The organism is Streptomyces sp. CLV115 (genome assembly GCF_038448545.1).
Taxonomy (GTDB): Bacteria; Actinomycetota; Actinomycetes; order Streptomycetales; family Streptomycetaceae; genus Streptomyces; species Streptomyces sanglieri.
The window spans coordinates 1-16,691 of record NZ_JBCEWQ010000046.1 but is presented as its reverse complement, the minus strand read 5'-3'; the positions used below and the strand labels follow the sequence as shown (position 1 = coordinate 16,691).

Here is a 16,691-nt window from a genome sequence, read left to right as displayed (position 1 = left end):
AACCTCCCGCGAGCCCCATCGCTCCTCCTGTCGTTTGATCAACGAAAGTCCCGATACGCGCCTTTGTCCTATTGACGCGGCTGCGACAACGGCGGGTTCCGGGGGTGAGGCGTGGATTCTCCTGCTGAGCGTCTTCGGTATTCGCTGTTGAGGTGGTCCTGGACGCTGGCGTGACGGAACTGGTACACCGCGCCGGCCTGGCGCAGCACCTCGCGCTGGTGAGCGTCGTCCAGGAAGGCCATCAGCCGCCAGGGCAACCGCCCGGTCAGCGGCAGCCAGATCCGGGCCAGGGCGACCCACTGTCCCCAAGCGGTCAGACCGCACCCGTAGGCCAGCCCAGCGCCGAAGGCTGCTTCAAGCCCGAACACCGCGCCGACCTCGATCCCGCGCAGGGCGCCGTGCCAGACCCCCTCGACCAGCCCGACCGTCGGCCCGATGACGAGAGCCCAGAGCATCAGCCGGAAGACCACGCGCCGGCGATTGGAGTTCAGCAGGTCTGTGGGCCGGGTCGCGGATCCCGACTGAAGGGGAGCTTCGAGAAGGGCTGTCAGTCCGAAGACGAGCCCGCCCCCGAACGCGAGTTCCGAGATGAACACGAGCGCAGCTCCGCGGCCTCCGCCCTGGCCGTCGTCGAGCCCGAGTTCGCGGACCACGATTCGGTCGAGGGCAAGCAGTATCACTGCGGCCACGGCCCCGGTCACGACACCGACCACGGCGCCGAGGCGGGCTTCCTTGTGTCTCTTCCAGGCCCCACGGGAAAGTCTCGCCCGCACCTGCAACGGCTTGAGCCCCTCGCGCCCGGACATGAACCAGTAGATGAGCCCGAAGACCAGTCCGGCCGCGAGTCCGTGCAGAACCCCGACCACGATTCCCCGCGTCAGGGCGAACTCCAGCCCGTATGAGGTTGCCACCAGATCCACGGGGATGTTCCCGATCGCTGTTGTGACCCCGAAAGCCACCGACGCAAGGCCTCCGACGACCAGCGCCCGCGACGAACGGTGCAGGGTGGTGCCCAGTTCCCACCAGGCAAGGTCGCGGACGATCTTCTTGTCTCGTTCGTTGCGCTGGCCGAGCTGGTTGAGATGCCGGGCGAGGTAGCTGAGCCAGTCTTGGGAACGTTCGACATCCCAGCGCCGCCGAGGCGGCCGGGGACGCTTGCCGGTGCCTGCGCCGGCGGATCGTGAGCCGGTGGGCGGCGGATCGTAGGCGGCAGGAATGAACGCGGACAGGAGGTAGTTCTCCACGGCGGCGGAGGTGGGGAAGCGCCTGGTGTTCAGCAGGTCCTTCGGCTGGGGCTTGTCGTCCGGCTGCTGCGTGTGCGCGTTGTGGTAGACGGTGCGGGCCAAGGCGACCATGAGGGGGGTGCTGAGCGCCTCGGCCACATTCCCTGCGCCTTCGCTGCGTTGCCCTCTGCCCAGCTCGACCAGGACCGGCTCCCACGCGGTGCTCTTCTCGTCACCCCCTGGAGCGGGTGGGCTTGCCCGTCGTAAGTAAGCGGTGAGGCCGACCAGGTCAAGAGGATCCAGCATGATTCCGGCGGCGCCCCTGAGTACCGTGTGTGCCGTCTGTGCGGCCTTGGCGTACTCCTTCGGACGGCTGGTGAGCAGCAGGCCCGTGTCGGTGGCGTTGATCGCGCGGATCGCCGCGGGCTGCAAGGCTTCGGCGATCTCGTCGAAGCCATCGAGGACTGGAAGAATCTGGTGTTCGCCGAGCAGGGCGTCCGCCAGGTTCCCGCCGCTCGGCGCCGGAACGTTGAGGTCGGGGTAGTCACGCACCAGTCGGTCGCACATCCAGCCGTGCAACGAGGTGGTGGGATCCCAGGAGCCGAGGCTGAAGATCACCGGCACCGGGTCGCCCGGGACCGAGGTGTCCAGCCAGTCGAGCACGAAGCGCAGGGCAAGGATCGTCTTGCCCTGACCGGCCTCACCGAGCACCACCAAACGGCGGGACGGGATTTTCCTGTACACCTCGACGATCCGGTCGAGGGGGCCGGCCAAGGTCAAAGGCGCTGACGGCGTCTGCGATCGGGGAGGCGCCTGGCAGATGTTGGACCAGTTGTCGAACGGGCCGGTGGCGTTCCGGAAGCGCACACTCATCGGGAACGGATCGTGCACGCTCCGCCGCCGTTCCTCGTCCGCCCACTGCTCCTTCACCCATGAGGCGAGCTCCTCCGCAGCGGTTCGCAGCCATGGCTCGCTCTGCGGTGGCGGGAGCCGTTCGAGCTGCGCGGCGTCGACGGGCAGGCCGATCAGCTCGCTGAGCTCGCGGATTCGGTCTGGCTGGAGGAGCTGGTGCCAGCGGTCCACCCGGGTCGCTGCGAGCGTGCCGAGTCCGTCGGCACGATGATGCTCGCTCACCACTCCGATCAGATACCCGCCACTCCACACCGCGGCCCCTGACATCCCCTCCCACGGGGAGCGCTCCCGGTCGACGTCGTACTCCGGTGCTCGCAGCGCGAGCTCCAGTGTCCCCCGGCGCACGCCGGCCAGTGGGGTGGTGGTGCCGCGTGCATGGTGGGAATCCCGGTAAACCGTAGGGGGGTCGCTCGCCGCAGAGGCAGGACTACGGCGCATGGTGAACCTCGGGAAGCCCAGCGCTTCGCATTCCACCACGTCCGTGATACATGCGAAGCGCACGGGCGGGACATGCCCGGCCGGCCCGCTGTCCGGGCCGCGTTCGAGTCTGATCAACGCGATGTCCGCCGAGGCGTCGATCCATACCCGTTCTCCGGGCAACTCGGTCGTCCGGCCGTCCTCGGTGAAGAAGCGAAGGCGGACCGACAAGGCGTCCTGCACGACATGCGCTGCTGTAAGTACGGCGTCCGCCGCAACCCGGTATCCGGAACCGCGCCGCTGCGTACCCGTCTCCGTCGAGGTGAGGACCTGAACCGTCCGCCTCAGATCAAGCCCCGACCGCGCCGAGAGCCTGCGTTCCGCAGCGCTCATTCCTCACGTGCCTCGGTGACGCCGCTGATGAATGTCTTGTCCGACCCTGCCAGCGTCGGTTGCAGCGCCAGCTTGATCCGCTGAGTGGAACTGGCACTCGCGGTCGCCTCCGCAGTCGTTTCCACGACCCAGAAGCGAACCTTCGAGCCTGCACGCCCAGACCGTTCCAGCGCGACCGACATCTCCAGCTCGATCACCCCCAGCTCGAAGCGCAGCTCCTCACCCTCGGCCGCAACGACCGCGCGTTCCAGCTCTTCCCTCAGATCCTGGATCACCGTGGCCAACTCGATCAACTGCGCCCCATTCCCACTCGTCGACCATCTGGTACTGCCACCATGATGCATCGCTATCCAACCGACTGATCACGGATCATGACAAATATGCCCTGTGCTCCCGAAGCTGGCGCAAAGTGACAAGCAGCACCACGTAATCAGGACAACGCCGCGTCTCGCCCGGTGACTTCATTCGGGCCGTGTCCCGGGTCGTTCGTGAGCGGGGCCGCGAGTTCGGCCATGACGAGTCGTCGGTGCGGCACTGGACGACCGGCACCGTCCGGCGCCCGGCAATGCGGCCGCCGATCCCGGAAGTGCTGTCGCGGTGTCTCGGACAGCCGGTCACCGCGCACGAAGCCGGGTTCACCGCTGCGTGCGATGGAGGCGAGCGTGGCGCCAACCTTCCGCAACTGCTGGGCAGCGAGTTTTTTTGCGCCAGAGCGTGAGGTATTCCAGCGGCCCTTGGCCGACGGTGGACTTGAAGCGCGTGGCGAGGGTGGAGCGGGAGACGGCGCAGGCAGCGGGACGGCGGGCCGCGGTCCTCCAGGCGGGTGGTGGCGCTCCGACGGAGCACGACCGCGTCGGCGAGCCGCCCCATCTGCAGGTGTCCGCCCTCGCCGCCGACACCCCTCAGGAGCACTGCGGGCGATCGCTGCCCACCCGTTTCTGCGGACCGTTCGCCGATCAGTCGATGCGGTCGCTCAGGCCCAGCACCTGCGGATGGTCGCCGGGGAAGTCGCCGGGCATGCCCGGTACGTGGATGGTGCGCCCGTAGACGCCGGCCAGGAATTCGACGGCACCGACCGGGAACTCCGACCAGTCGCCGTTGTCTCCGCGGGCGACCACCGGCCATGCGTCCGGGTCCGCGGGGCCCGTCCTCCAGTAGAAGGAGTCCCCCGAATTGGACGACGCCCAGCTGATCAGGCCTCCCGGCTGCGGGAAGGGAACGTACTCCTCGGTGTCGCCCATCTCGAACAGGTCCTGAAGGATCTCGTCCTCCCTGGCCTCGGACGCCCACAACGCCTCGGTGCCGGGCCGGGGAACCGACACGCTCAGGAAGTCGTCGATGACCAGTGTCGGGTACGCCTCCGCCAGAGTGCAGAAGTCTGCGGGCATGCCGTCCCGAGAACCGCCTCAAGGGCGCCCCAGTCCACGTTGCGCCCCCCGGACACACGCCACCGTGCCATCGACGGAAGCGCGGCCTCCAGTTCTTCGATCCTCAGCATGCCCACTGCCAATCCGTGCTGTCCTGGGCCACGACGTCGTCGAACAGTACTCCGTCCGCGGTGCAGGCGGACACGGTGATGCTGTCCGCGTATTCCGTGGTGAGGCTGTGGTCGGCCTTCCCCGTGCACTGGACCCGTTCTCCCGCCGCGAGCTGCTGCTCCACCTCGATCCCGCAGCGCCGCATGCCGCTTCGGTCCACGCGCTTGAACCCGGTGAACAGGCTGGTGTCCCGGTCCGCAGCAGGGGCTTCGACTGATCGTTTCAGAATGAGGATCGAGGATCGCAGTCGGATCCCAGGTCCAAGGACAAGCCGTTGTCGGTGGCGACGCTCAGCACGGCCGTACCTTCCCCACTTGGGCTGCGTACGCGGGCGTACGCGGTGACCATCACAGGAGGATTCGGGCAGCTACGCCCTCCGCACGCCCACCCGGAACCGGCCGGAAGGTCCTGAGTACTGCCGCCCCACGCCCTGGGCTGGCTGGGCCGAATGCACGGACCGGGCAGAGGTGTTGGAAGTCCGGGGTGGTGTCAGTGCCCTCGGTTATCGTCTGCCGTATGGATCAAGCCGCACTGATCGCCGAACTCGAACAAGCCGTACGAGACCGTCGGGCGACCTCCGACATCGTCCGCCGGCTGGCCGAGCCGGGTGGCTCCGCGGCGCCCGGACTCGTGGCCGTGCTGGGCACGGTGAGCCCGTCGGCCATGTGGAGCGTGCGGGACGCTCTGCATCTGATAGGTCCCGCCGGGTTCGACGCGGCGGTGGAGGCCCGCACCCGGGCCGAGGAGGTCCCCGATTCGTGGGAACTGGGCCACGTGCTGCGCGGCTTCGACGAACGGTGTATCCCGCGGTACACGGCCGCGCTGTCCCACCCCATGAAGGACATACGGCACCAGGCCCTGGGAGGGTTGGAGAACCTCGGTGAGGCCGCCGCCGGCACACTGACCGATGTCATCCCCTTTCTGGACGACCGCGCAGGGCACAACCGCTACCAGGCAGAGAGGACCGTCAGAGCCATCGGCGCGAACGCCGCCCCCACCCTGCGAGGCATCCGCCGTGACGGGCCCGCCCACCTGAGGCGGTACGCGCTGACCGCCCTGGCCGTCGTCGGCGGCATGGACCAGTTCGACGAGCGCGACCGCCGCGCCCTGGAGCGCCTCGTCCGCATCAAGACGGCCCATGACACCGCCCCGGACTCCCTGCCCGATCACTGCTGGCTCGCCGTCCCCGGCGCGGCGTACGAGGGCCTCTTCGAGGCCATGGGACTGCACGACCCCGTCCCCTGCACGATCTCCATGGGGCTCTCCGCCATGGACAACGACACCGCCGCGGTCGTGGACCCCGACGGCACGGAGCACACGGCGTACCGGGTGTTCGTCACGCCGGAGCTGGACGGCTGGCGGCTGATCTACGCCGACACAGCGCTGGGGAGCATGTTCTGGGACATGGACGAGCTCCTCAGCCGCCTCAGCGCGGCCTGCGGCCAGGCCCAGTACTACTGCCAGGACGAACACAGCGACTCCATGATCTGGTCGGTCGCTCTCAACGGCGTGCCGCGCCGCCGATACTGGCGCAACGAGATCCCGGAGTGGCGGGGCGAACCCATGGACTGGGAGGAACCCCTCACCGACGACCCCGACTACGACCACGCCCCCAACGCCACCATGGAATGCGACGTCAACAGCACGGCCTACTACATTTCCGTCGATCCGGACCAGGTCGAACCCACCACCACCCTGCGCGGCCACGGCTGGCTCGCATTGACCCGCCCGGGCGTGGGACACGGCGCGTTCACCGGGGTAGTGCACTTCTGACGCTCCGGAGTGAGTGGCGCCGCCGGTCCCGCGTTCGGTGATCCTGGTCGGCAGGGTGACGGCGGTGTGCGCTGACCTCGTAACACTCAACCGCCCAGGACGGCGGCAACGCCGCTCGGGAGTCGACGGCAGCGGCGGAGCCACCCGGCTGCCTGCTCACCGGTGCCGACCCCGATGACCTCGTCCGAGCCCCGGCCAGCCGGCAGCCCGGGCGGGAACACACCGTCCCACCGACCGGCCCGCAACCGCCGCAACCCGGTGGACCGTCCCGGCCACAGCACCGGCCATGTGGGGCTGTCCGTCCGCCCTGTCAGGCGTCGAGCCGGCGCAGCACCAGATAACCGCTGATCAGGGAGGCGGCTGTCCAGGCCAACAGGATGGCCAGAGCCGCCCCCGATCCGTAACCGGGGCCGTAGCGTCCGTCGCTGGACGGCCCCGCGATGTGCATCAGCTCCAGGCCGGCCTGGTCGGGCAGATACCGCAGGACGGGCTTCAGCGCGGGGATGTTGCCGAGCCCCTGGGAGCCGAGGAACAACAGCGGGAGCAGGATGCCCATCGAGACCGCTGAACTGCGCACGACGGTCGCGATCCCCATGGAGAAGGCACAGATCAGGGTCAGATAGACGACGGCCCCGGCGAGCGCGGCCGGTACTCCGTCCGTGGTGAGGCCGATTCCGTAGGGGCCGAGTGCCGCCTGTGCCGCGACGAACGTGACGAGGACGATCACCGTCGAGGCAGTGAGGGCGGTCAGGGTGCCGGCCACGACCTTGCTGCCGTAGAGCAGACCACGTCCCGGCACCGCGGTCAGCGAGGCCCGGATCGATCCGGACGAGTACTCGCCACCGACGAGCAGGGCACCGAGCACGACGATGGCGAGCTGCCCGAGGGTCATGCTGTACAGCGCGGCGACCAGCGGATCGAAGTTGACGACGTGCTCGATGTCGTTGCGCCAGTTGAACGCGACGAGCGTGCCGATGCCGGTGCTGAGCGCGAAGGCCAGCATCAGCGTGAAACCGGTCGAGCGTACGGTCCACACTTTGATCCATTCGGCGGCGAGAACCGCCCGGGGCGAGTTGCTGGTCATTGCTGTGCTCCTTCCGGCCGCTGCGCCCGGTACTCGACGGCGTCGGCGGTCAGCCGCATGAACGCCTCTTCCAGCGAGGCGTGACTCCGCGTCACCTCGTGCACCGGCACCGCGTGGGCCGCGACGAGTTCACCGATACGCTCCGGGCCGGCAGCCGCACTCAGGCTCCCGTCCGCGCAGTCGGTGACCTCGATCCCCGCGCCGGCCAGCACGTCGCGCAGCCGCTGCGGGTCCGGTGTGCGCACCCGCACCCCTGCTTCCGTGTGCTTGTCGATGAACGCGGTCATGCCGGTGTCCGCGAGGAGCCGGCCGCGGCCGATCACGACCAGGTGATCTACGGTGAGTGCCGCCTCGCTCATCAGGTGACTGGAGATCAGGACGGTGCGCCCCTGGGCCGCCAGGTCCCGCAGAAGGCGCCGGATCCACAGGACGCCCTCCGGATCGAGCCCGTTGACCGGCTCGTCGAGCACCACGACGGCCGGTTCGCCGAGCAACGCCGCGGCGATTCCCAGCCGTTGGCCCATACCCAGCGAGAACGTGCCAATCCGTCGGTGCGCGGCACCCGCCAGCCCGGCCAGCTCGATCACCTCAAGCACGCGGCGTGCCGGGATCCGGTTGCTCCGGGCCAGGCACCGCAGATGATTCAGCGCGGTCCGGCCGGGGTGCACGGCCCCGGCGTCGAGCAGAGCGCCCACCGTACGCAGCGGATCTCGCAGCTGTCGGTACGGTGCGCCGCCGATCCGCACCTCGCCGGCGGTCGGCCGGTCCAGGCCCAGCATCATGCGCATCGTGGTGGACTTTCCGGCTCCGTTGGGGCCCAGGAATCCGGTCACCAAGCCGGGCCGTACCCGGAAGCTGAGCCCGTCCACCGCCGTGGTGTTCCCGTAACGCTTGGTCAGGTCGGTCACTTCGATCATGTGAGCGATGGTCCAGGAGGAGAGACCCCGCCACATCCCACTCGGGGCCTACCGCCTTTCCTCCACCCACGGGTGGAGACGGTCGGTACAGGAGCCTCCACCTCAGCCCCCGGGAGGAGCGCGAGGATCAACCGCCGGACGCAGGCGGCGGGCCCTGCGCCTGGATAGGGTCGACAGGTGCGAGCAAGTACCACTGAGGTGGACCCGGACAACCATCCGATCCTGGCCCGGCGGCTGAGCCGACGCCAACACATCGCCCTGGACTGCGCGTTCGTGTTCGCCTACGCGGCCGCGCTGTTGCTGACCGGCTCGACAGCCGAAGCGCCGACGTCCGCATCACCCTCCCCGACCCCGGTGCCGTGGGAGCGGCTCGTGCTCGTCGCCGCGGCCACCGCGCCCGTCGCCCTACGGCGGATCTGGCCGTTGCCCGTGTTCCTGACCGTGCTGGCGGTGACCGTCGTCGCCGTCGTACGGGACGCCACCTGGGATCCGTTCCTGGCGGCGGCGTTCGCCCTGTACACCGTCGCCCTCACGGTGCCGTCACACCGCTGGTGGCAGCGATGGCTGCCCGGACTGGCGCTGGCGGCCCTGGCCCTGGCCGGTGCCGCCGGAGCCGCGCACGCGGGCGACGCGTACTGGTGGCGTGGCGGCCCGGGGCTGCTACTGCTCGGCTTCATCGCGCTGCTCGCCGCCTGGCAGCTGGGACGGGCCGCGCGGCAGCGGCGCGCGTTCGCCGTCCGGGCGGCGGAGCAGCTCGCGCAGCGAGCCGTCACGGAGGAACGCCTGCGGGTCGCCCGTGAACTGCACGACGTCGTCACCCACAGCATGGGCCTGATCGCGGTCAAGGCCGGTGTCGCCAACCATGTCCTGCACGTCAGACCGCAGGAGACGCACGACGCGTTGCAGGTCATCGAACGCACGAGCCGCACCGCGCTGAACGACATGCGCAGGATGCTCGGTGTGCTGCGCGCCCCCGAGGGCGAGCAACAACCGGCCTCCCTCGGCCCGGTCCCCGGCGCCGCCGCACTTGTCGAACTCGTGGGGCAGGCCGGTGCGCAGCTGACGATGCGCGGTGTCGAGAACCTGCCCGACGGAGTCGCTCTGGCCGTCCACCGAATAGTCCAGGAGGCGCTCACCAACGTCGCCAAGCACGCCGCCCCGGAATCCCGCTGCCGGGTGGAGGTCGTCGCGAACGGCCGCGACGTCCGCATCGACATCACCGACGACGGCGGCGGCCGGGCGCCCCTGACGAGGAAGGCCGGCGGCCATGGTCTCGTCGGCATGCGCGAACGCGTCGCCATGTACGGCGGAACCCTCACCACCGGACCGCGCCCGCAGGGCGGCTTCGCGGTGCACGCGTCCCTGCCGTACGAGGAGAGCACATGACCCGGCCCGCCGACCCGTCCGGCGCCCCGGTCCGGGTCCTGATCGTCGACGACCAGGCGCTGCTGCGCGGCAGTCTCCGCGTGCTCGTCGATGCCGAACCCGGCCTGGTCACCACATCGGAGGCGGCGAACGGGGCAGAAGCGGTGGACTGCGCCCGGCAGGATCCGCCGGACGTCGTCCTGATGGACGTACGGATGCCCGGGATGGACGGCATCGAGGCGACCCGGCAGATCTGCGGTTCTCACGGCACCGCGAACGTCAAGGTGCTGATGCTGACGATGTTCGATCTGGACGAGTACGTCTATGCCGCGCTGCGGGCCGGCGCGAGCGGCTTCCTGCTCAAGGACACGCCGCCCAGCGAACTGATCGCGGCGATACGGGTCGTCGCCGGAGGCGATGCGCTGCTGGCACCGGCAGTGACGCGACGTCTGATCGCGGAGTTCGCCCATCGCCCACAGCCCTCGCCACCACTGCCGCACACCCTGGACGGTGTGACCGGGCGCGAGCGCGAGGTCCTCACCCTCGTCGCCCGCGGCCTGTCCAACACCGAGATCGCCGAACGGCTGTACCTCGCAATCGCCACCGTGAAGACCCACGTCGGCCATCTGCTCACCAAGCTCGACTGCCGCGACCGGGCGCAGTTGGTGATCGTTGCGTACGAGAGCGGCCTGGTCACGGCGGTACGGCCCCCGATCGGTCCCTGAAGACCGCCTTCCGGCACCGCGGCCGGAGGCCGCACCCTGTCGCGGACGACGTGGGTTCCCGAGGAGGTGCGGATTGTGTTTCGGCATTCCGATCACACACGGCCGCACGATGGCGGTATTGACCGCAGATCACAGAAGGATCAGTGTCTTGTTCGGACCACACCGTCCCGAGCTTCTCCAGCTCGGCGACCCGCCCAGCCTCCAGTGTCCCGGCAGCGCGGGCGCGGCGCTGCCGGGCGATCCACTGTCCGAGCGGATACCCGCCGACCCCGCCCCAGTCCTCGGGCGTGACGACCGTGACGGCACCCGCGGCAGACCGTTGTGCTGGTTCTCTTCGAGTTACCTGTGTCCGGTGGTCCTGATTGCGGACAAAGGGACGGACACGTCCGCTGTGTGGTGCCGGCCGCATCGCCGGCACCACACAGCGGGGTACGGCCCTAGTTGCGGGCGGAGACGGCGATATTGACGGTGCCGGTGGTGGTGCGGCCGAGGGCGTCCTGGATGGTGTAGGTGAAGGAGTCGCAGCCGGTGAAGCCCGCGTTCGGGGTGTAGCGGACCTTGCCGTCGACGATCTCGGCGGTGCCGTTGCCCGGGGTGGACACGGCGGTGACGGTGAGGCCCCGGGCGTCGGTGCGGCCGGTGCTGTTGTCGTTGGCGAGGACGTCGATGGTCGTTGCGGTGCCCTGCGTGGTGGCGGCGCCGTCGGTGCGGGCGGTGGGGTTCTGCGGGACTCGTGTGCTGCCGTAGTAGGTGAGGACGGCGTAGGTGCCGTCGCCCAGGTCGATCAGCTGGAGGCTCTGCGGCTGGGTGCCGTTGACGGGGCGCGCGGTGACGGCGCCGGTGGTGCTGTCGACGTTGATCGCATCGTCGCTGTAGGTGTTGCGGATTCCGGTGGAGCCGTCGCCCTGCGGTGTGAGATCGAAGCTCTGGGACGCGAGGCCCTGGTACGGGGCAGCGCTGACCGCGCTGCCGATCGTGGTCAGAACCCGACCGGTCGCGGTGTTGCGGATGCCGGTGGAGCCGTCGCCCTGGGGGACCAGGGTGAACTTCTGGGCCGTGTTGCCGGCCTGGAACGGCGAGCCGGTGAAGGTGCCCGCGGACACCGTCAGGGCCGTGCCGCTGATCGGCTGCGCGGTCGCGTCGTTGTTCGCGGAGACCGCGACGTGCACGGTCGCGGTGGACTGCTGGCCGAAGATGTCCCGGATGGTGTAGGTGAAGGAGTCGCAGCCGGTGAAGCCCGCGTTCGGGGTGTAGCGGACCTTGCCGCCGACGATCCGGGTAGTGCCGTTGGCCGGCGCGGAGGCACTGCTGATGGTGAGGTCCAGCGGCTGGGTGGTGCCGGTGCCGGAGTCGTTCGCCAGGACATTGACGTCGGTGGCCTGGCCCGCGGCCGTGGTCGCGCCGTCATTGCGGGCCTGCGGGGCCTGCGGGGCGCGGGGACCGGGGTAGAACGCGCGGATGCCCCACGACCCGTCGCCCTGGCGGACCAGCTCGAAGCTCTGGTCCTGCGTCCCCTTGTACGTCTGCCCGGAGGCCGACGTACCGTTCATCGTCAGTACGGAGTTGGTGCCCTGGTAGAAGCTGCGGATGCCGAACGATCCGTCGGCCTGCTTGACGATGCGGAAGCTCTGGGGCTGTGTGCCGTTGTACGTCTGCCCGGAGACGGACGTACCGTTCATCGTCAGTACGGAGTTGGTGCCCTGGTAGAAGCTGCGGATGCCGAACGATCCGTCGGCCTGCTTGACGATGCGGAAGCTCTGGGGCTGTGTGCCGTTGTACGCCTGCCCGGAGACGGACGTACCGTTCATCGTCAGGACAGTGTGCGTGGCGGCCTGGGCCGGGGCCGCGGTCACACCGCTACCGATGATCGTGGAACAGAGGACGGCCGTGACTGCGTGCGGACGGCTGATGCGGACAGACATGTGTCTCTTCCCTGAAGCTGGAGCGGACCGGGGCCATCCCCGGTCCGCCCCCAGGCTGGGACCGCCACCCCGGCAAGATCCTTTGAAGCACACCCAGAGTGACCGTCTGTGTACGAAAATCACCCTCGGGTGCTAACGGCTCGCCCTGCTGTTGATCGTGAGGGTTCCTGACGGTCACTCCACGGGTGGCCGGTCCGGAAACGGCTCACTCGCCTGAACGACTGCTTCCGACTCGGCCGTCCACAGCCGGTCCAAGGTGTGGCGACTGCCATGTCGGACGACGTTCGCCCGGGCGACCACCCGCCGCAGTCGGGCACCGGTGACGCGGGTGTTTCGCCCGATGATGTGGCGGCGGATCATGCTGCCCCGTTCTTGCGGTCGGCGTGGTCGGTGGCATCGAGGGTGAAACAGCGCAGGGCCGTGAACTGCGAACCCGGGACCGGTAGGCCCGCATGTCGAGGCATCGCGTAGAGGCCCGGCACAGCAGATGCTGCATGCCGTGCATGCCGTCCTCCCCGGCCCCGCCCCGGCCCGGTGAGATGCCGGCCTACGGGCGTTCGGTGAGCAACTCCGCGAGACGGTCGGTGAATTCGGTGAGCCAGTCCAACTGCGGTCCGCTGCGAGCGATGCGGAATCCTTGGCGTCGGCCCCAGAAAGCAGCCTGGACGGCATGGAACTGGGCCCAACGCTGAGCACGTTCGCGATCGACTTCCGCAGCTTCGGCGAAGACGTCCAGAGTGCGATGGACCGCCTTGCGCAGGTCGTCCGCCTCCAGGAGCGTCAGCGCGCGCGACTTGAGCAGCGTGCCGCCGTCGTAAGCGGGATCTCCTGCATATCCCTTGGGATCCACGGCCAGCCATGGCTCACGGTCGGCACGCAGGATGTTCCTGGCGTGGAGGTCACCGTGGATGAGGGTCTCCGGCTGGACGCGGCCCAGCTCGCGGACGGTCGCCACGGCGGCATCCACCACGTGGCGCGGCAGTGCATGCGTCAGTTCCGCGGCGTCCTTGCGCAGCTGCTCCTCCCAAACATTGGCCTGCTCCGTCAGCCGGGGCAGGCCCGGCGGCGCGGGGATGGCCAGCCGGCGGCTGATGCCCCCTGCGACCCGCACAACCTCGTCGCCGTCTTCGACTCCGGCCAGGGTTGTCGTACGGACCCGCTCAAGCAGCATCGCGAACCGCTCATCGTCGCGTTCGTACAGCAGGACCGCTCCGCGCCCGCCCCACGCCGCGAAAGCATCCGGCTCGTGGGCGTTGCCAGGGTGCGGAAACGACACCTTCAGCACAGCAGTGCCTTCGGCCCGCTGCCGCACGGGGATGATTACCCCGACACCCCCGTGCATGATCTTCCCGTCCGGCACGCACTCCCAGCGCCCCAGCAGTTCTTCCACGATCCCGGCAAGTTCGCCGAGCCAGGCCGCTCCAGGCTCTCCTTCGCGCTCGATCGTGCTCTGCGCGAACGCCTCTGGTATCTCGATCACCTGGGCACCTTACGCGCCGGCCCGACGCCCCACCCAGGCCCGAGCCGGCCACCGCCCCCAAGAAGGGGTCTCATGACCAGAGGGAGGGCCACTCTGCCAGGCACTGTCGCGGCAGGGCACGCCGTCGCAGCGCAGGAGCCCGGCGGCCCTCGCCCCCGCGTCCCGTCCGAGGGAACAGCAGACCCTGGGCCTGCCTGCCAACGCCCGGATCCATGTGCTGACCCACGAAGGCCGTACGTCTGAGGGACGGTGCGTCGAAGTCACCGTCCACGTGATGCCGGTTCACCTCTGGGACATGTCCTGCACCTGGGATCTCAGCTGGCGCGTGTCTCATCGATGAGCGGTGGAGGTCAAGAAGGAGTGGCAGGCAGGTGGGTCGCTGATGCTTTGGCGGGCAGCATGGAGAGGTCTTCCTCCGTGGCGCCCCGGGCCTGGAGGCAGGCTGGTACAGAACCGTGGTGGCTGCGGATCCACAGGAGTGCGCGACGAAGGTGTCCGGCTGTGACCGGCAGGGTGTTGTGTCCCCGTGGGCCCGACGGCTGTGCGACGGGCAGACCCAGCTCGGTGTTGGAACGCACGAAGTCCGCGACTACCTCCGCCTCGGACGCCCCGAACAGTGTTTGCACAAGGGCGACCACAACACCGGTCCGGTCCTTCCCCGATGCACAGTGGACGAGCACTGGTCCGTTGCCCTCGGCACGCAGGTGTCGTAGCACTGCCAGCACAGCACGGCCGGAATGCTCGGCCATCGACGGGTAGAGCTCCATCTGCTCCCGCGGCCATCGCTGCTCGGCGAACACCGGAACATGCAGGTGTCTGATCGCCGTCCCGTGCAAGGCATCGGGCCGGTCGGTGACCTCGGGGCGGCTGCGCAGGTCGACGACCGCACGCACCCCCAGGTCCTCCAGCTCACGTGCCCCCTTCGCCGACATCGCGTGCAACGCGCCGGACCGGTAGAGGACACCGGGCCGCAACCCCCCGATTCCGCCGGCGTCCCGGAAGTTTCGCGCCCCGTCGACACCGGCCGACGCCGCTGTTCCCACCCCACTGATCGTCATCGGCTCACTGTACGTTCGCACGTTCAGCGGGCTGTTTCGGGGGCTGCGCGTGCTCTTCTGGAGCCGAGCCGGCGGCGCGCCGCGCGGTCGACTCCATGAAGCTGGTGGGCCCAGAGGTGGCGAGTCCCTGTGCGGCCGGGCGGTACGCGATCGGGATGCCGATGTGGATGTGGGCGACCCGCTCGACGTCGTCGTACGCCCCCGAGACCGCGACCGCGACGTCGAGGAGGGGTTGACCGTCGCCGCGTCCGCTCTTATCGTTATTCGATAACATCGATATTCGATATAGGGGCGGTTGCTGATGTCCGCTGAGGTACAGAGTTCCAATGGGGCCGGACTGCCGGATCAGCCTCCGTCGCATGGCGACCACGCCGAGGCCAGGCTCCTGGAGCCGGTCGCCACTGTGGTCCGGGGTGTCTACCGGCTGTGTCTCGTGGGCCTCGTCGCCAGCGCCTTGGGACCTCTGGCCGGCACGAAGCTGGGACTGATGTGGGGCGGTCCGAATGTGTGTGCCGAGTCCCGCTCGGACTTCGGCACGGACGGGTTCACCGACAGGTTCCAGCCCCATGCGGGGGTGGAGGTCATGACCCGCCCGTCCTACTGCACCGACCACGCCGACGGTGTCCAGCGACTGTTCGACTTCCTCGGCGGCTTCCCCTCGTTGCTGCTGGTCCTGGGCATTCTGTTCCTGCTCAACCGCTTGATACGGGGCGCTTCCCGCGAGGGCGTCTTCACCACACGGACTGCCAAGTACCTGCGGATCGCGGGCTGGTGGCTGCTGCTCGGCTGCCTGGTCGCAGCGGTGGTGGAAGCCGGCGCGCACGCAGCGCTACTGGCGACCCTGGCCAAGGACTACACCTTCACCGCGGACAGTTGGCTGGAGACCTGGCAGCCGCCCTACGCACTCGTCTTCACGTCCCTGGGCATCCTCACGTTCGCCCGTATCATGCGCACCGGGGTGGCCATGCGGGAGGATCTGGAAGGGACGGTGTGATGGCACCGGACGACAACGACAGCCATGAAATCGAGGTCCATCTCGACCGCATGCTCAGCGAGCGCGGCATGACCCTCGCGGAGCTCGCCTCCAGGGTCGGCGTGACCAATGTGAACCTGTCCATCCTGAAGAACGGCCGGGCCCGCGCCATCCGCTTCACCACACTGACCCGCATCTGCGAGGTCCTCGACTGCCAGCCGGGCGACCTGCTTACGTACCGAGGCGGCGAAGACGAGCGTCATCGGTAGACGGCACCCGCCGGCCGCGGTCCGAGGCGGGCCGGGCCGATGCCGAGGTCTGTTCTACGTGCCGAAAGGACGATGAGCTTGCTCTTTATGGTCTGAGTCGGTTTCGTTCGGTGATGCTCTCGGGTCGTTTCACGGTCCTGCCCACGTCGTAGCGGGTGGCGGGCCGCTGGTTCTTCGAGCCAAGTGGCCTGCCTGGTCCAAGTGTTGAGGGTTTCGGTGCACGGGCCGGGCAGGTGAGATGTGGGCGGAGGTTTCTGAACCCCCGGCGGACTCGGGCCGGGGTGAGTCGGCCGGGCCCGGCGGGCTTCCCCCACGGCCGCCGCAAGTCGTCGGCGGCCCCGCACAGAAGGCGAATCTGGGTGTGCGCGGCGATGATCAGCCAGGTCCAGCGCCCGCCGGCCTCGGGGGGTGCGAAGCTTCGGCCGCGTCCACCCGAGGGTCTGTTTCATCAGCCTGTAGAGGTGCTCGATGTCGAATCTTCTCAGAGTGCGGTACGCGAGGTAATGCCCGTTTCGGGATCTGCCGGTAAGCCGGGTGGTCCGGCACGTCCGGGCGGGGCGGCTCCTCGACGGGCACTGGGGCGGCGATGGTGAGGAGCGTCTTGCGGGTGATGCGTAAGTTTTCGCTCTCCGTGTCGAGTTC

The 16,691-nt window shown here is 69.0% G+C and carries 16 protein-coding genes and 3 pseudogenes; 5 read left to right on the top strand and 14 right to left on the bottom strand.

Going from position 1 to position 16,691, the window contains the following annotated elements:
* Positions 1-68: 68 nt before the first annotated feature.
* From AADR41_RS17935 to AADR41_RS17910, 6 genes and pseudogenes are all read right to left on the bottom strand, one after another.
* On the bottom strand, positions 69-2,945 hold the full coding sequence (locus AADR41_RS17935) for an NACHT domain-containing protein (protein ID WP_342282412.1): 2,877 nt from the start codon (positions 2,943-2,945) through the stop codon (positions 69-71).
* Positions 2,942-3,238, bottom strand: coding sequence for a trypco2 family protein (locus AADR41_RS17930; protein ID WP_342282411.1), 297 nt, complete (start codon positions 3,236-3,238; stop codon positions 2,942-2,944). Before AADR41_RS17930 ends, AADR41_RS17935 begins: the two co-directional genes overlap by 4 nt.
* Before the next feature lie 347 nt (positions 3,239-3,585).
* Positions 3,586-3,733 (bottom strand): annotated as a pseudogene (locus AADR41_RS17925) (AraC family transcriptional regulator); the annotation flags it as partial.
* Positions 3,732-3,857, bottom strand: a pseudogene (locus tag AADR41_RS17920) (MarR family transcriptional regulator); the annotation flags it as partial. The pseudogenes AADR41_RS17920 and AADR41_RS17925, both read right to left, overlap by 2 nt.
* Before the next feature lie 44 nt (positions 3,858-3,901).
* The gene (locus AADR41_RS17915) at positions 3,902-4,333 is read right to left on the bottom strand and encodes a hypothetical protein (protein WP_342282410.1); all 432 of its coding nucleotides are present in this window, start codon (positions 4,331-4,333) and stop codon (positions 3,902-3,904) included.
* Between the two features lie 103 nt (positions 4,334-4,436).
* On the bottom strand, positions 4,437-4,643 hold the full coding sequence (locus tag AADR41_RS17910) for a hypothetical protein (RefSeq protein ID WP_342282409.1): 207 nt from the start codon (positions 4,641-4,643) through the stop codon (positions 4,437-4,439).
* Between the two features lie 356 nt (positions 4,644-4,999).
* Here AADR41_RS17910 and AADR41_RS17905 point away from each other — a divergent pair, with 356 nt between their 5' ends.
* Positions 5,000-6,256, top strand: coding sequence for a HEAT repeat domain-containing protein (locus AADR41_RS17905; protein ID WP_342282408.1), 1,257 nt, complete (start codon positions 5,000-5,002; stop codon positions 6,254-6,256).
* A 310-nt stretch (positions 6,257-6,566) separates the two neighbouring features.
* On the opposite strand, the gene AADR41_RS17900 is transcribed toward AADR41_RS17905, so the two are convergent.
* A complete protein-coding gene (locus tag AADR41_RS17900) occupies positions 6,567-7,340 on the bottom strand; it encodes an ABC transporter permease subunit (RefSeq protein ID WP_342282407.1) in 774 nt (257 codons plus the stop codon).
* Positions 7,337-8,257 (bottom strand): ABC transporter ATP-binding protein, encoded by a 921-nt coding sequence (locus tag AADR41_RS17895; protein WP_342282406.1) that lies wholly within the window; start codon positions 8,255-8,257, stop codon positions 7,337-7,339. The genes AADR41_RS17900 and AADR41_RS17895 overlap by 4 nt, the downstream gene beginning before the upstream one ends.
* Before the next feature lie 177 nt (positions 8,258-8,434).
* Between AADR41_RS17895 and AADR41_RS17890 the strand changes: the two genes are divergently transcribed.
* Both AADR41_RS17890 and AADR41_RS17885 read left to right on the top strand, forming a co-directional pair.
* Positions 8,435-9,643, top strand: a complete 1,209-nt coding sequence (locus AADR41_RS17890) for a sensor histidine kinase (RefSeq protein ID WP_342282405.1) — start codon at positions 8,435-8,437, stop codon at positions 9,641-9,643.
* On the top strand, positions 9,640-10,347 hold the full coding sequence (locus AADR41_RS17885; RefSeq protein WP_342282404.1) for a response regulator transcription factor: 708 nt from the start codon (positions 9,640-9,642) through the stop codon (positions 10,345-10,347). The genes AADR41_RS17890 and AADR41_RS17885 overlap by 4 nt, the downstream gene beginning before the upstream one ends.
* Here AADR41_RS17885 and AADR41_RS17880 read toward each other — a convergent pair.
* From AADR41_RS17880 to AADR41_RS17860, 5 genes are all read right to left on the bottom strand, one after another.
* The gene (locus AADR41_RS17880; protein ID WP_342282441.1) at positions 10,316-10,756 is read right to left on the bottom strand and encodes a Helicase associated domain protein; all 441 of its coding nucleotides are present in this window, start codon (positions 10,754-10,756) and stop codon (positions 10,316-10,318) included. The genes AADR41_RS17885 and AADR41_RS17880 overlap by 32 nt on opposite strands.
* Before the next feature lie 28 nt (positions 10,757-10,784).
* Entirely contained in the window at positions 10,785-12,269 is a 1,485-nt protein-coding gene (locus AADR41_RS17875; RefSeq protein WP_342282403.1) for an Ig-like domain-containing protein, read from the bottom strand.
* Positions 12,270-12,816: 547 nt separating this feature from the next.
* Complete coding sequence (locus tag AADR41_RS17870; RefSeq protein ID WP_342282402.1) at positions 12,817-13,749, bottom strand: aminoglycoside phosphotransferase family protein; 933 nt, start codon at positions 13,747-13,749, stop codon at positions 12,817-12,819.
* A 350-nt stretch (positions 13,750-14,099) separates the two neighbouring features.
* Positions 14,100-14,807 carry a tyrosine-protein phosphatase gene (locus tag AADR41_RS17865; RefSeq protein ID WP_342282401.1) on the bottom strand — a complete coding sequence of 236 codons (708 nt, stop codon included), beginning with the start codon at positions 14,805-14,807 and terminating at the stop codon, positions 14,100-14,102.
* 4 nt (positions 14,808-14,811) lie between these two features.
* Positions 14,812-15,081, bottom strand: a complete 270-nt coding sequence (locus tag AADR41_RS17860) for a hypothetical protein (protein ID WP_342282400.1) — start codon at positions 15,079-15,081, stop codon at positions 14,812-14,814.
* Positions 15,082-15,108: 27 nt separating this feature from the next.
* Here AADR41_RS17860 and AADR41_RS17855 point away from each other — a divergent pair, with 27 nt between their 5' ends.
* Positions 15,109-15,801: a DUF2975 domain-containing protein gene (locus AADR41_RS17855; RefSeq protein WP_342282399.1), complete on the top strand. Its 693-nt coding sequence runs from the start codon at positions 15,109-15,111 to the stop codon at positions 15,799-15,801.
* Positions 15,801-16,049 (top strand): helix-turn-helix domain-containing protein, encoded by a 249-nt coding sequence (locus AADR41_RS17850; protein ID WP_342282398.1) that lies wholly within the window; start codon positions 15,801-15,803, stop codon positions 16,047-16,049. The genes AADR41_RS17855 and AADR41_RS17850 overlap by 1 nt, the downstream gene beginning before the upstream one ends.
* Before the next feature lie 85 nt (positions 16,050-16,134).
* Here AADR41_RS17850 and AADR41_RS17845 read toward each other — a convergent pair.
* Positions 16,135-16,534: pseudogene (locus AADR41_RS17845) on the bottom strand (NF041680 family putative transposase); the annotation flags it as partial.
* Between the last annotated feature and the right edge of the window lie 157 nt (positions 16,535-16,691).

What these genes read in the sequence shown, in the direction of transcription:
- AADR41_RS17935 (WP_342282412.1), bottom strand. Translation starts at nt 2,945, where the DNA reads ATGAGCGCTGCGGAACGCAGGCTCTCGGCGCGGTCGGGGCTTGATCTG.
- AADR41_RS17915 (WP_342282410.1), bottom strand. Translation starts at nt 4,333, where the DNA reads ATGCCCGCAGACTTCTGCACTCTGGCGGAGGCGTACCCGACACTGGTC.
- AADR41_RS17905 (WP_342282408.1), top strand. Translation starts at nt 5,000, where the DNA reads ATGGATCAAGCCGCACTGATCGCCGAACTCGAACAAGCCGTACGAGAC.
- AADR41_RS17900 (WP_342282407.1), bottom strand. Translation starts at nt 7,340, where the DNA reads ATGACCAGCAACTCGCCCCGGGCGGTTCTCGCCGCCGAATGGATCAAA.
- AADR41_RS17895 (WP_342282406.1), bottom strand. Translation starts at nt 8,257, where the DNA reads ATGATCGAAGTGACCGACCTGACCAAGCGTTACGGGAACACCACGGCG.
- AADR41_RS17885 (WP_342282404.1), top strand. Translation starts at nt 9,640, where the DNA reads ATGACCCGGCCCGCCGACCCGTCCGGCGCCCCGGTCCGGGTCCTGATC.
- AADR41_RS17880 (WP_342282441.1), bottom strand. Translation starts at nt 10,756, where the DNA reads ATGCGGCCGGCACCACACAGCGGACGTGTCCGTCCCTTTGTCCGCAAT.
- AADR41_RS17875 (WP_342282403.1), bottom strand. Translation starts at nt 12,269, where the DNA reads ATGTCTGTCCGCATCAGCCGTCCGCACGCAGTCACGGCCGTCCTCTGT.
- AADR41_RS17865 (WP_342282401.1), bottom strand. Translation starts at nt 14,807, where the DNA reads ATGACGATCAGTGGGGTGGGAACAGCGGCGTCGGCCGGTGTCGACGGG.
- AADR41_RS17860 (WP_342282400.1), bottom strand. Translation starts at nt 15,081, where the DNA reads ATGTTATCGAATAACGATAAGAGCGGACGCGGCGACGGTCAACCCCTC.
- AADR41_RS17855 (WP_342282399.1), top strand. Translation starts at nt 15,109, where the DNA reads ATGTCCGCTGAGGTACAGAGTTCCAATGGGGCCGGACTGCCGGATCAG.
- AADR41_RS17850 (WP_342282398.1), top strand. Translation starts at nt 15,801, where the DNA reads ATGGCACCGGACGACAACGACAGCCATGAAATCGAGGTCCATCTCGAC.